Source organism: Bradyrhizobium sp. (genome assembly GCF_027451485.1).
Lineage (GTDB): Bacteria > Pseudomonadota > Alphaproteobacteria > Rhizobiales > Xanthobacteraceae > Bradyrhizobium.
On sequence record NZ_DAIDJE010000034.1, the window covers coordinates 37,115 to 50,800 of the forward strand.

A 13,686-nucleotide genomic window follows, 5' to 3' on the forward strand; every position below is an offset into this window, starting at 1 on the left:
CGGGGGCAAAGAAGCCGCCGCGGGTTCAACCGATAGCTACTCCAGGACAGAGTCATGAGTTCGAAATTCGTCTCCACTTCCGAAGGCCTGCTTGACGAATTGCAAGCCACACTGGCCCACGGAACCGTCGCACGCCGCGTCGAAACGCTGCGCCGTGTCACAGATCTCTTCATCAGCGGGGTCGTCGAGTTTTCGGACGATCAGATCGCTTTGTTTGACGATGTATTCCAGTGCCTCATTCATCACATAGAGACCTCCGCCAGAGCGCTGCTTTCCAACCGCCTCGCCCCGATCGACCGCGCGCCCCCTCTGACCGTGCGCGCGCTGGCGTTCGACGACCTGATCGAAGTTGCCGCTCCTGTGCTGTCCCAATCGGAACGGCTCGATGACGATGCCCTGATCGAAACTGCACGAAGCAAGAGCCAGGCTCATTTGATGGCGATTTCGACCCGCAAGGTGCTGAGCGGCGCCGTCACCGATGTACTGGTCCAACGGGGTAACGATGAAGTGGTTGAAAGCGTCGTCCGCAACGCCGGCGCCGAATTCTCCGACCGCGGCTTTGCCAGGCTGGTCAACCGCGCTGAAGGTAACGATGGGATTGCCACCTGCATCGGCTTGCGTCCCAACATTCCGCGCCACGTGTACCTGAAGCTGCTTGCCAAGGCTTCGGAAACGGTGCGGGCCAAGCTGGAGGCCGCCAATCAGCCGATGGCAAAGGAGGTGACGAATGCGGTCCGGCAAGCGACGCGGCTGGCGCGTTCGGCGCCATCGGCCATGAGCCAGGAAACCACCATCGCGCACGCGCTGGTCAAATCACTGTACGACGATGGCCGCCTGGACGAATATCAGGTGGCGGCATTTGCCGAGGCGGGCAAGTTCGACGAAGCCAATGCCGCCATCGCCGCGCTCGCCAATGTCTCGGTCTCGATCGCCGAGAATATGATGGTAGAAACGCGCGCCGAGGGCGTGATGATCCTCGCCAAGATTTCCGGCATGTCATGGTCAACCGTCAAGTCGATCATCCAGATGCGCGACGAACTATCGGGCAGGGAGCCGTCCGACCTCGACAGTTGCAAGGCCACTTATGAGCGGCTTCGTCCCTCGACCGCGCAGCAGGTACTTCGCTTCCACCGCATGCAGCAGACTGCATCGCCGCCTGCGGCCTGATACCGGCACTGTCGCGCTTGGCTAGAACCTGAGCACCTTCGAGCCGATCAACGCGCCTGCTGCCGTCACCATCGCGGTCGCGATCGAGTACCACGTCACCACGAACAGCGGAGAGTCGTCGGTACAGTGCGAGGCGTATAGCGTCGCGGCGAGGCCTGCCGAGATCAGCCCTGCAATGGCCCCGGCCAGTGCCGGGCGCGCCGGAGCGCCGTGACGCAGGCCCACCAGCGCTCCCGCCAGAAGCGGCAACGACAGCAGCGGAATGGCGGTCATGCAGATGCGGGAATTTTGACCGATCAGCCGCGTCATCGCCGGCAGCCGCTGCGGCAGCATCATCTCGCTCCCGATCCCGGCGGCAATGATTCCGACCGGGATCAGCAACAGCCAGCCCCATCCCTTCATCGAGGCCTCCGGACGTGACAAATGCAGCGCGACGATAATGGCCGAAATCGCCAGCGCCAGCGTGACGACAAACTTCAGATCGAAAAACGGATTATGCATCGCCGTCATGACGTCGGGCCGCACGCCAAGCGCCGTCATGAACATCAGAAACGACACCGGCGCTGCCGCCAACAGAGCTAGCGTCAGGATAAATCCGACAGGACGAGCACGGTACCGATTGTCGGCGGCGAGCGTTCGAATGAGCTGTTCGGTTTCCATGTTCTATTGCTCCCGCAATTTTGCGGTGAGGCCGGTAAGTGCGCGATGAAGTGCCACGCGGACTGCTCCCTCGCTCATCGCAAACTTCGCGGCCGTATCCCGGATCGAGGCGCTTTCAACCGCGATCGACTGCAAGACCTCACGCTGACGCGGAGGAAGCGTTTGCAATAGCGTTGCAACCTCATTGGCGGAAGCAGTCTCGGCGGCGGGCTCTTCAGGAATGGTCTCGGCAAAATCGTCGATGTTGACGAAAACCCGGCGGCCCCGGCGCCGCAACGCATCGATCAGCTTGTTACGGGCGATCGCGAACAGCCAGGGCGCGAGCGGCGCGTTAACGTCCCAGGTATGCCGTTTCAGATGCACCGCCAGCAAAATCTCCTGCACGATATCCTCGGATTGATCGAGCGGCTGACCCGCCCGCGCCAGCCCGCGGCGAGCCCCGGCCCGCAATACCGGAGTGACCGCCTTGAGCAGGCGGTGATAGGCCGAGTTGTTGCCTGAAATGGCCAGCCGCATCAGGCCGGTCCACTCGTCTTCACCTTCGCGCACACGCGCTCCCAAACTTCAATTCGCTCGTTTCTTCAATTTGTTACGCTGACGGGCGGTGATCACAAACTCGTGATAGAGCCCCTCGCAACGATATCCGGAAATCGCCACCTGACCTTCGCTCCGCAAGGCTCATAACACATTCTACGCCGCTGAAGCCGGGCCTGATGAATCACGGCTAATTCAATGAGCCTGCCCCGTTTTGGCCCGGACTTGTCCGAAGATTCCCATTTTTCGCCCCGCTGCGGACATGGCACGCGGTCTTTTTGCCCACGGGGACTGGCAAACGGGAGATTGCCAATGATCATGGAAGCCAGCAGACGCTCGGCCTTGATCGCAGCCACCGCCGGACTTTTTGTGCTGCTCGCAGGCCCGGTCATGGCCACCGACGGGGCAGATTCCACATCCGGCGCAGCATCGGATAATCAGGCCGCGGCGCCTGCGAAGCTCCACAGAACCTACAAGCAAGCGTGGCACCATCGGAGGCAATACGCGCACCACAAGTCCCATGCGGTCGCCAAGGCCGACGAGGATAGAACGGCCGACGACGTCAAAAAGCCTGTCGTGCCGGAGGCGGCTACGGTCGCCAGCGACAACAAGCCTTCTGCCGAGATGCCGCCGTCGGTCGCCAACGCCAATGCGCAGATGATGCTCGCCGGAGTCCAGATCAATGCTGCCGTGGCGATGCCGCCAGGGACGGACGTTCCGCAGGCGGCAACAACCAACACCGCGAGCGCGGACAATAAGGGGGTGGTGGTCGCCTCGGATCAACTGAACGATATCGATCGGACGCTGCAGGAGGCTAGCCCGTCGCCGGCGACAAACACCAGCCCACCGCAGGCATCCGCAGCGACGATGACCGGCGAAAGCTCCGTCTGGGATCAGACTTCGCTGATCGGGAAGATTTTCATCGGATTTGGCGCCCTGCTGACAATGGCCTCGGCCGCCCGCATGTTCATGACCTGATCGCAGCGCCGGATGATCGGCTGCTGGTCGGATAATGCGACATTGTCCGGCCAGAAGCCGGGCGAAACAACGCCCCCTTGAAGCTTGTCTCGTTGGCAGGCACATTGCCGACACCGGTTAAAGCACAGGCGGCGAAAGCATGAAGACCTACGAGCACATTATCGTCGAGACCAAGGGTAAGGTTGGCATGATTACGCTCAACCGCCCGAAGATGCTCAATGCATTGTCGTTCGGCGTGTTTCGCGAAATCGCCACTGCCATCGACGATCTCGAGGCGGACGACGGCATCGGATGCATCGTTGTGACCGGTAATGAAAAGGCATTCGCCGCCGGCGCCGACATCAAGGAGATGCAGCCGAAAGGCTTCATCGACATGTTTTCCAGCGATTTTATCGCGATCCGCGGCGATCGCGTTGCCACCTGCCGCAAGCCGACGATTGCCGCCGTGAGCGGCTATGCGCTCGGCGGCGGCTGCGAGCTTGCGATGATGTGCGATATCATCATCGCTTCCGACACGGCAAAGTTCGGCCAGCCGGAAATCACGCTCGGCACCATTCCCGGCATCGGCGGCACGCAGCGGCTGACGCGCGCAATCGGCAAGTCCAAGGCGATGGACCTCTGCCTCACCGGACGGATGATGGATGCCGCGGAGGCGGAACGTTCCGGCCTCGTCAGCCGTATCGTTCCCGCCGACAGGCTCATGAATGAAGTGCTGGCAATGGCGGAAAAGATCGCCGAGATGTCGCACCCGGCGGCGGAAATGGCCAAACGCGCCATCAATCGCGCATTCGAAACTCCGCTTTCGGAAGGTCTTCAGGTCGAGCGCGACCTGTTCCACTCCACTTTTGCCTTGGAGGATCGTTCCGAAGGCATGGCGGCGTTCATTGAAAAGCGAAAGCCGGTCAACAGGAACCGGTAGATCACTGCGCCTACACTCAGAGGCACAGGTTCGCCCGGCTCTGCGCCAAGGCTGCGATCACCAGCGCTCGATAAAGCCTTTCCTGCCAGGTCGAAGGCTTGTCCAGCCCCAATCTCGCCAGGCATTCGAAGTCGTGCGGTTGAGGCTGCTGCCTCCATCCCTGCCAAATCAGCGCGGGCAAACGCAGAGGCCAACGCGGCACCTCTTGAAGGAATTGCAAAGCGGGGATCAGGCGCCGCTCGGCATCGGTAAAATCGCAACCGAAGGGAAACGACGGAAGCCAACCCGCCTGCCGCGCTGGCCGCAATGCTTGTGCGATCCGCTCCGGATAATTTTCGCGGAAGGCACGCGGAATTTCAAAAGCGACCGGCAATTTACCGGCATCTTTCGCCTGGCGGGTCAGTTCATCCTGGAAACGGGAATCCGCGACCTGCAACATTGCCGCGATCACTTCGGCGTCGGATTTTCCCCGGAGATCGGCGACGCCGTATTCGCTGACAATGACATCACGCATGTGCCGCGGAATGGTCTCGTGGCCGTAGTTCCAGCGAATATTGGATTCCAGGCGGCGCCCTGCCCATCGGGTCGCCTCGACGGTCAGGACCGAGCGTGCGCCCTGCAGAGCAAATGCCTGCGCCACGAAGTTATATTGTCCGCCGACGCCACTCACGACCTGGCCGTTGTCGAGGCCGTCGGATATAGCGGCTCCCAGCAGGGTCACGATCATCGCGTTGTTGACGAAGCGCGCATCCACACGTGCGTGACGTTTGCGATCTTCGTCGCCATAGAGTTCGTTGGTGAACGAAACCGCGGTCATCTGGATGCGCGCGATCTGCTCCGGCGTCATGCTGCGCAAGGCGCGGTAAAACGATTTTGGTCCTAAGAAAAATGCGCCGTGTAGCAGAACATCGTCGACCTCTCGCTTGATGATGCCGGCATCGATCAGGCCGAGAAAAGCCTCGAAAATCATTTCGCTGACGCCGTAAAGCCCCTTTTCGAACGAAGAGGTTTCAGACGGTGGAGTCGCGGGCGCAAGGCGCTTCATCGTGGCGGCGAACTGAGCGGAATCGCGATGGCGCAGGATCAGGCCTTGCGCCAGCGCATCGCCGACCTGGCCGATGCCGATCTGCAACGTACCGCCGTCGCGAACGAGACCGGCCGCATGCAGTCCGATCGCGTATTTCGTGTCGGTCACGGGTTCGGAGGGTGGCGCGAACAGCGGAAACTCAGTCTCCCGGCTCTCAAGGACAGCGCTGAATTCCTCGCCTGCAAGATCGCCGGCGCCGGGCATGAACGGCAATTCGGAATTCACTTGCCCAATCAGTTTGAACGTCGCACGCCCCTCGGCACGCGCCCGCAGCAAATCGAGAGTCATGTCGGTGTTGCAGCTCAGGCTGTAGCGGGCGGCCCCATCGGACGTGCGCTTGGCGACGAGCTGAGCGATGACATTGAGCCCGCGCGCGAGCAGATAGGATGCGGCATGGGTATAGTTCGCGGAGATATAGTGCTGCTGAGCAAACGGCACGTGCAGCCATCGGCCAGCCAGAAAGAAGAACTCGTTCACCTCTACGTTGGGAGGCAATTGGTTCGCCCGTAGCGCCCCGGCATAAGCGAGGTCCGGATAGCCGCCAAACAGCCGATCGATGACGGGCGAAATGAAGCGCCGCTCGAGCAGACTGGACGGGTGAGGCTTCTCCAGCGTCAGCGCCGAGAACAAAGTGAGATGGATCGAGCGGTCCGCAGCCGCCCGCGCGTAGAGCGCGTTGACGACGTGGTTGGCCTTGCCGAGACCAAGCGGCAAGCCGACGACAAGATTGGTGCCGAGGTCGCGGATGATGTCTTCCGCAATGGCCTCGGGATCGGAGAACATCTTCGGCATCGATTTTTCCTCAGCGCCGCCCGGGCCGGCACAACGCCATCCGCCTGCCGCATTGGCGACATGCGACATACCGCTTTCCCTGTTCGTTCGGCTGCGATATCGGATTTGTCAATGGCATGGTTCGCTTCGGCAAAAAGTGGACGAGCGCCGGAAATTCCCATGGGAGGCGACGATGATGAAATTGTATTACGCGACGGGCACCTGTGCACTGGCTTCCCATATCGCGCTTGAGGAGGCCGGCGCCGACTATTCGACCGTCAAGATCAACTTCGCAACCGGTGAACAGCGCTCGCCGGAATATCTCGTCATCAACCCCAAGGGACGCGTCCCTTCGCTGGTGACGGAGCGAGGCATTCTGACCGAGACGCCCGCGATGCTCGCTTACATCGCCCAATCCTATCCGAAGGCAAAGCTGGCGCCGTTGGACGATCCCTTCGGCTTTGCCGAGGTGCAGGCGTTCAACAGCTATCTCTGCTCGACCGTTCACGTCGCTCACGCCCATCGCATGCGTGGCACACGCTGGGTCGATGATCCTGCGGCGATCGATGCCATGAAGCGCAAGGTACCTGAAACCGTCGGCGCGTGCTTCGAGCTGATCGAAACCAAAATGATCAAGGGACCCTGGGTGATGGGCGATACGTATACGATCTGCGACCCCTACCTCTTCACGATCGCGAACTGGTTGGAAGGCGACAGCGTCGACCCGGCGCGCTTCCCCAAGGTCAAGGCGCACCGCGACCGCATGGCGGCGCGGCCCGCCGTCAGCAAGGTGGTGGCGGCCGAAAAGGCCTGATAGCCATCGAGCTTAGGGCCCTTCCCGCCCGAGGCTTATCTCGATAGTGTGACGACAAAGCCGGGGGATCATAACGCCCGGGAGGGAGAGAAGCGTGCCATGAGACAGCTGCGGCGTGCGATTATGCTGATCGCGGCAATGATTGTTTTCGTCAGCCGCCGCCGACCAAGCTTGTCAACCTCCTGAACGTCGTATCCCTCCTGCTTTTTCTCCAGGCAATGCGGGACTTTTATCACCCATTCCAACTAGCTCCTTCCACAAGCATCAGGCAGGCGCGATAGCAAAGCGTCTTCAAGAAGTTGAATACAAGCAAGAGGAATTTCATGGCGGCTACGGAAGCCACAACCGCAATCGAGCGCCAAACGATCGCAAAGGTTTCCTGGCGGCTGTTGCCCCTGGTCGCTCTCGCCTATTGCATCGCCTATATCGATCGCAGCAACGTTTCCGTCGCTGCACTGACCATGAACAAGGATCTGGGTCTCAGCGCCTATCTCTACGGCTGGGGCGCCGGAATCTTTTTCTTCGGCTACTTCCTGTTCGAGATTCCCAGCAACCTCATTCTGGAAAGGATCGGTGCGCGAATCTGGATCGCCCGGATCATGATAACCTGGGGAATCATTTCAGCCCTCACCGCGCTCGTGACCGGTTCCACCAGCTTCCTGACCATCCGATTTTTGCTCGGCGCCGCGGAAGCCGGATTTTTTCCTGGCATGATTCTCTATCTCACCTACTGGTTTCCGGCCCAATACCGCGGCCGCGTTATCTCAACCCTCTTCATCGCACAGCCGGTCGCCAATGCCGTCGCGTCGATCGCCTCTGCCGCCATTCTTGGCATGCACGGCGTGCTCGGGCTCAAAGGCTGGCAGTGGATTTTCATCATCGAGGCCCTGCCGGCGGTCCTGCTTGGGCTAGTCATCTTGCGGATCATGACAGACCGGCCGACGCACGCCGACTGGCTTGCCGAGGACGAAAGAAACTGGCTGCAAGCGAGACTTGACAGCGAAAGCCGCGAGGTCGCGAGCGGTGGACATCTGACCTGGACAAAGGCGCTGGCCGATGGACGGGTTGTTGCGCTGTCGGCGATCTACTTCATGTCTGTGACTGCCAATTACGGCATCGTTTTCTTCATGCCGCAGATCGTCAAGGGAATGGGTCTAACCGACATGATGACGGGCGTCGTCTCTGCGCTTCCCTATGTCGTCGGCACGGTTGGCCTGATCGCCTGGGGCTGGTCGTCGGACCGCAACAAGGAGCGGCGCTGGCATTTGATCGCCGCTTCAACATTGGGCGCACTCGGACTTGCCTACGCCGGCTGGTCCGGCGCATCCTATTGGGCCCTGCTTGGAATGGCGGTCGCCACCGTCGGCATCTACGGCTCGCGCACGGCGTTCTGGCCGATTCCATCGATGTTCCTGACAGGAACTGCAGCGGCAGGCGCGATCGCGATGATCAATGCCGTCGGCAATCTCGGCGGCTATGTCGGCCCGTTCGTCGTTGGCTGGATCAGGGAATCCACCAAGAGCTTCGGTGCCGGACTTTATTTCCTGGCCGCCTGTTCGCTGATGGCGGCCGTCATTACGTTCCTTGCGGCGCGCGCGGCGGGCGCCCCCGCTGCTGTACCGAACCCAAGTGCCGCCGAATAATCAACAAGAACTGGAAGAGGAGACGACCATGCTCAATCGACGAGACCTTTTGCTTGCATCCGTTGCCGCCGGCGTCGCGATGCAAAATCAGGCAGCTTTCGCCAAGGCGTCGCAGCCATCGACCAAGGTAAATTTCGAAGTTCCTGCCCACGCCTGCGACTGCCACACGCATATTCACGAGCCCGACAAGTTTCCGTTCTTTGCCGGACGCGTCTACACGCCGGAGTCTGCCTCGCCGGAGGAAATGGCGGCGCTGCACAAGGCGCTCGGCATCGAGCGCGTCGTGATCGTGACGCCGAGCGTCTACGGCACCGACAACCGGGCGACGCTCGACGGCATGAAATTCCGCGGCAATACGGCGCGCGGCGTCGCCGTCATCGACGACAAGACGCCTGAGAGCGATCTCGATGCGATGGGCAAGGCCGGCATCAAGGGCATCCGCGTCAATCTGGCCACCGGGGGCATCAACGATCCCTCGGTCGGCCGCAAGCGCCTCGAGGCGGCGATCGATCGCGTGAAGGGCCGCGGCTGGCACGTTCAGGTCTACACCATTCTTCCCCTGCTCAAGAACATCACCGATGTCCTCGCCTCCTCGCCGGTGCCGGTGGTGTTCGATCACTTCGGCGGCGCCGAAGCGGCGAAGGGTCTCGAACAGCCCGGCTGGGCAGAACTGATCGAGGCCGTGAAGAGCGGCAAGGCCTATGTGAAAATCTCCGGCGCCTATCGCCTGTCGAACAAGGCACCGGACTATCCGGACGCCGTACCGTTCGCCAAGGCCCTGATCGCCGCCAACCCGGACCGTCTGGTTTGGGGCACGGATTGGCCGCATCCGGATTCCGTGACGCCGCCGGGCAGGAAGCCGACCGACCTGACGCCGCTTTATCAGATCGGCGACGCCCGCGTGCTCAATCAGCTCGCGGTCTGGGCGCCGGATGCCGCGACCCGCAAGAAGATCCTGGTCGACAATCCGGCCCGGCTCTACGGTTTCGCATAGCATGATTTGACTCCTGTGGCCGGCGCTCACCGCGCCGGCCATTGCGGCGGGTGACGGCCAAGCGGAACCGCACTGCGCGGTGCGCGCCCGTTATAGCTGCGCCGCCATTCGGCGGCCTTGCGCAGTCCGCCGAATGGAAACAGGTGAAATCCGGCAATTGAAGCCTTCGATTTTTCGCAGCCGGATTGCAATCCGCGAATGACGTCACCCGGCCCGGCATCGGTCAGCAGGCGGCTATAGCGGCCGATCTGGTTGCGCACGGATCTGATCGAGGTTCCGATCCCGCAACGGAGAGCGAATTTGATCAAGGTCGCCGGCGTCGCCGGACCGGCAAGGCCGACGATGACGGGAAGCCCTCCGCCGTGCGCCTCCAATTCGCTGATCCATCCGAGGATCGGCGCGCTTTCGAAACAGAACTGCGTGATGACCTCGACCTGAATGCCGGCCTGCCGACCCCAGTCCCGCCAGGTGCCAAGAGCCTTGAAGGCGTTTTGCTGCGCGAGGTACGGGTGACCTTCGGGGTGACCCGCAACATTCACCGACTCGATCCCGTTCGCCTGGATCAATCCGCTGTGGCACACATCAAGGCTCGACCGGAAGGGCCCTTTTGCGGCCGCGACATCCCCGGCGATGACGAGAATGCGCGTGACATCCGCTTCTCCCCGCGCCCGCTGCAGGAAATCGCCGAGCGCATCGCGCGAGGTCATCTCCCGCGCGGCGATGTGAGGAACGGGGTTGTAGCCGGCCCGGCGCAGCGCGGCCGCAGTCTCGATGTTACGGCGGTAATTGTCGCCCGGCAGAAACGTGATCGTCACGCTGGTGCCGCGATCAAAATTGTCCTGCAGCGCAGACAGTTGATGACCATCCGATGAGATCTCGACGGAGGCCGTCGACACGAGCGCCGCGAATTCGCTGGAGATGAGTTGATCCGATGCCGTCATCGCGCGCTCCCGAACGTCAGGCCGGCGCGCGTCGGCGCGAAATCACATAGGTCTCATCGTTGAACCACAAGCCGCCGTACTTTTTCAGGACGCGGTCGGTGGCCTCGAGATATCGCCCGTCGCGAACCACTTCCGAAAGCCTGTTGTCCTCAATCTGCGCGACATAGATCGCCGCATTCCAGGCCGCAAACAGCGTGGAGGTTCCGATCGGCCCACTGACCTCATCCGGAAGTGTGTGCATGTGATAGCGGAAAATCGAGCGCGCATCCGAAGACGCATTGAAATTGTAATGCCGGGCCGCCGCGCCCAGTTCGTGCTTGACCTGGCGCAGTATGGCGTGGCGATCGGACGTGAAGGGATTGTCGCCCGGCCAGACGCCTTCGATGATCTCCATTCCGGGATCGTTGCCGTGCGAGTGGATGCCGATCAGCCGACCGCCCGGCCGCAAGGACCGCACCAGTGGACCAATCACCTTCGATGCCTTGAACTCGACGCTGGCCCTCGCGCGATAAGGCTGCGATGCGATGACAAGGTCATAGTCGGCTGTGACACGGCCGGGCCGCGGCATGATCGGATCGAGCAGGAAGGAATGGTCTTCCCGCCGCAGCGTCAGCACGATCGGCCGCGCATAAACCGGATTGCCGGTGGTTGGGCTGATTCCGGCGCGCCAGTTCTGGGCGAGAAAGCCTTCCAGCTCCCTGATCTGCTCGGCAAAACCGTGGGCCGTGTTGCCCGACAGCGCGACATCCTTCCAGATCAGACCTTGTGCCGCGGTTGCCGAGCGCGGCGTCAGCCAGGGCGCTTCGGCATAATAAAGATTGGTAACGACCAGCACCGTCGCAGGATGCTCGAACAGACGGTCCGCCATCTTCTCAAGCATCAGGCGGACGTCTTCGTAACTGATCTCTTTCGCGACGGCATAAAGCGGCATGGTGGGAAAGCGCGCATGCAGTGCCCGCATGACGCGTGACAACACGGTGCCGTCTCCCACGCCCGCGTCGAATATCCGAAGCGCCGGTGGCGCCGGCTGCAAGCTGCCGAGTTCAAGCGATATCCGGTTTGCAACGTCAGTCTTCTCGCTACAGGTGGACACGAACAGGAGATACTTCTGCCTGTTATCGAAGAACCGGAATCCGGGAGGCGCCGCCTCCGGCCTCACCAGCGCTCCGTTGCCGGGCTTCGGTTGCACCGGTGGACCGCCGCCGGGCGGCGTGGCGACGCTGCGATGCTCGGACAGGTAGTTGCGAACCTTGTCGAGCGTGCCGGTCGTGATCTTCGCCCCATCGCGCAAGCGCGATACCAGCTTTCCGTCATTCACGACGAGCCGTCCGAACGTGGATTCCGCCGTCTGCGTCGCCCGGCAGTAGTCACGGATCTCGCTCAAGATCTGATCGGAGGTCCCGGGCTGGCCGTGAACTGGGCCCTGGTGCTCTGCGCTCCGCATGATGAACTCCGGCATTCCGTCCCTGATGGATAGTCAAGGTCGGCATGCGGGAACCGTCAACCACAATCGGCGTGGGCAAAAGCTGTGGGCATTTGCCCATCATTCATCGGGCCGGCCATTGCGCCGGATGGCTCCCGAGCGGCACTGCCGGCCGCGACCAGAACGCCGGCGTTCGCGACAACTGCGCGGCATGACGGATCGCCTGGAGCGGTCCGAAGCCGGATGGCGTCTGTTCGACAAATGGCTTGATCGCGTCGCCTTTCAGGTCCTCGGTCTCAAGGCCATCGGCAACACGTCCGAAATTCCAGATCCATCGTCCGGTCTGCGCCAGCGAGACGCGGACATGCCAGCTGCCGCCTTCGCAGCCCTGCCGCGCTTTAGCCATCATGGCGCCGAACGCCATCAGGTAGCCGGTCGCATGATCGAGGATCTGCGCCGGCAATTCCTTCGGCCCGTCGATGCCGGCCGCCTGTCCTTCGGCATGGTTGAATCCGGTCGACGTCTGCACCAGCGAATCAAAGCCGCGCCGCTCCGCCCACGGTCCGGTATGCCCGTAAGCCGATAGCGACACGTAAACGATGCCGGGATTGATCTTTGCTGCCTCCTCCGGCGAGAAGCCGAGATGGGCGAGCGACTGTGGCCGATAGCCTTGCGAAAAAATATCGGCCTCCGCGAGCAACCCTTTCAGCTTGTTGCGTCCCTCGACGCTTTTGAGATCGAGAAAAGCCGAGAGCTTGCCGCGGCCGGTATCGATGGTCAGCCACGGAATCGCCGGAAGCCCGGGGCCGGACACCAGCAGTACGTCGGCGCCATGTGCCGCGAACGTGCGGCCCGCGACGGGTCCCGCGATCACCCGCGACAGGTCGAGCACACGCAAGCCCGAAAGCGGCCGGTCGCCCTTGGGCCACGGCTTCGGCGCGGCCTCGCCGATCTTTTCGATCGAAGCGACCGGCAGGGCAGCCAGTGCTCTTGCTTGTGGCGTCGCCGACCACTCTTCATAGGACCGCATCATCGAGACCACGCCGCCGGCCGCATATGCAGCGGTCTCGAACGGCTCGGCATCCCATTGCATCAAGGCGGCCTGAACCGCGTCGCGTTCCGCCTTGCAGTTCAGAACGCGGCAGACGGCATCGCGGTGATGCGGAAAATTGGTATGCAGCCGAACAAAACGCTGATCGCGCGTCTTGTAGATTCCGGCGATCGCATCCCAAGCCGGCGGCGGTGGGGTGCCCTCGAGGCGGAGGTAACGCTCGCTGCGGCACTCGACCACCGCGTGGCGCATATCGATGGCGACCTGCTGCTCCTCGCCACTGCGCAATTGCCAGATCCGGGCCGCCGCCAGTCCGGCCGCAGCGATGCTCACTTCCGCCGCGGCCGCGACCCGAAAAGACGACGGCAATTGCGGTTCTTCGCCTGACAGCGTGACGGCACTGAGCGCGGCGGCATCGCCGCCAGCCAGATTCCAGAGGTCTTCAAGAATTTCACGAGGCGTCTGCATCCAGCAATCTCTCAAGTTGTTCGCCGCTCATGCGCGGACTTGAACCGCGCATTCATCCGACTTCGCTTTTTGTGGCCGATGGATTGCCGGGTCAAGCCCCGCAACGACGGGCACAAGGATACGGGTTCACCTTCCCGCGACGCGATGCGTCCGGGCTTTGCAAGAGTCTCTCACCCGGGAGGGCGCAGGGAATGCCGGGCGCGAAGCGCACCCGCGGCCTCGTGTGCAAAGAAAAA

Annotated in this window: 12 protein-coding genes; 6 read left to right on the plus strand and 6 right to left on the minus strand. The window is 62.1% G+C overall.

The features are described 5' to 3' along the window. Positions 1-54: 54 nt before the first annotated feature. Positions 55-1,167 carry a DUF2336 domain-containing protein gene (locus NEZ08_RS04595; RefSeq protein WP_298104160.1) on the plus strand — a complete coding sequence of 371 codons (1,113 nt, stop codon included), beginning with the start codon at positions 55-57 and terminating at the stop codon, positions 1,165-1,167. A gap of 21 nt (positions 1,168-1,188) precedes the next feature. Here NEZ08_RS04595 and NEZ08_RS04600 read toward each other — a convergent pair whose 3' ends face one another. Together NEZ08_RS04600 and NEZ08_RS04605 are read right to left on the minus strand one after the other, a co-directional pair. Further along, positions 1,189-1,827, minus strand: a complete 639-nt coding sequence (locus NEZ08_RS04600) for a DUF1109 domain-containing protein (protein WP_298104162.1) — start codon at positions 1,825-1,827, stop codon at positions 1,189-1,191. Between the two features lie 3 nt (positions 1,828-1,830). After that, positions 1,831-2,376 carry a sigma-70 family RNA polymerase sigma factor gene (locus NEZ08_RS04605; RefSeq protein WP_298104165.1) on the minus strand — a complete coding sequence of 182 codons (546 nt, stop codon included), beginning with the start codon at positions 2,374-2,376 and terminating at the stop codon, positions 1,831-1,833. 297 nt (positions 2,377-2,673) lie between these two features. Between NEZ08_RS04605 and NEZ08_RS04610 the strand changes: the two genes are divergently transcribed. Together NEZ08_RS04610 and NEZ08_RS04615 are read left to right on the plus strand one after the other, a co-directional pair. Beyond that, on the plus strand, positions 2,674-3,339 hold the full coding sequence (locus NEZ08_RS04610) for a hypothetical protein (RefSeq protein ID WP_298104167.1): 666 nt from the start codon (positions 2,674-2,676) through the stop codon (positions 3,337-3,339). A 139-nt stretch (positions 3,340-3,478) separates the two neighbouring features. After that, complete coding sequence (locus NEZ08_RS04615) at positions 3,479-4,258, plus strand: enoyl-CoA hydratase (RefSeq protein WP_298104170.1); 780 nt, start codon at positions 3,479-3,481, stop codon at positions 4,256-4,258. 16 nt (positions 4,259-4,274) lie between these two features. Here NEZ08_RS04615 and NEZ08_RS04620 read toward each other — a convergent pair whose 3' ends face one another. Continuing rightward, on the minus strand, positions 4,275-6,137 hold the full coding sequence (locus tag NEZ08_RS04620) for an acetyl-CoA hydrolase/transferase C-terminal domain-containing protein (RefSeq protein ID WP_298104173.1): 1,863 nt from the start codon (positions 6,135-6,137) through the stop codon (positions 4,275-4,277). A 172-nt stretch (positions 6,138-6,309) separates the two neighbouring features. Between NEZ08_RS04620 and NEZ08_RS04625 the strand changes: the two genes are divergently transcribed. The 3 genes from NEZ08_RS04625 (at position 6,310) to NEZ08_RS04635 (ending at position 9,567) form a co-directional block, all read left to right on the plus strand. Further along, complete coding sequence (locus NEZ08_RS04625) at positions 6,310-6,930, plus strand: glutathione S-transferase family protein (RefSeq protein WP_298104178.1); 621 nt, start codon at positions 6,310-6,312, stop codon at positions 6,928-6,930. Between the two features lie 323 nt (positions 6,931-7,253). After that, complete coding sequence (locus tag NEZ08_RS04630; protein WP_298104180.1) at positions 7,254-8,573, plus strand: MFS transporter; 1,320 nt, start codon at positions 7,254-7,256, stop codon at positions 8,571-8,573. Between the two features lie 28 nt (positions 8,574-8,601). Beyond that, on the plus strand, positions 8,602-9,567 hold the full coding sequence (locus tag NEZ08_RS04635) for an amidohydrolase family protein (protein ID WP_298104183.1): 966 nt from the start codon (positions 8,602-8,604) through the stop codon (positions 9,565-9,567). Between the two features lie 26 nt (positions 9,568-9,593). Here the strand turns inward: NEZ08_RS04635 and NEZ08_RS04640 are convergent, their stop codons facing one another. From NEZ08_RS04640 to NEZ08_RS04650, 3 genes are all read right to left on the minus strand, one after another. Then, positions 9,594-10,508: a hypothetical protein gene (locus tag NEZ08_RS04640; protein ID WP_298104186.1), complete on the minus strand. Its 915-nt coding sequence runs from the start codon at positions 10,506-10,508 to the stop codon at positions 9,594-9,596. Between the two features lie 16 nt (positions 10,509-10,524). Then, positions 10,525-11,952 (minus strand): hypothetical protein, encoded by a 1,428-nt coding sequence (locus tag NEZ08_RS04645; RefSeq protein WP_298104189.1) that lies wholly within the window; start codon positions 11,950-11,952, stop codon positions 10,525-10,527. A gap of 103 nt (positions 11,953-12,055) precedes the next feature. Next, positions 12,056-13,450: a CoA transferase gene (locus tag NEZ08_RS04650; RefSeq protein ID WP_298104192.1), complete on the minus strand. Its 1,395-nt coding sequence runs from the start codon at positions 13,448-13,450 to the stop codon at positions 12,056-12,058. Positions 13,451-13,686: the final 236 nt, after the last annotated feature.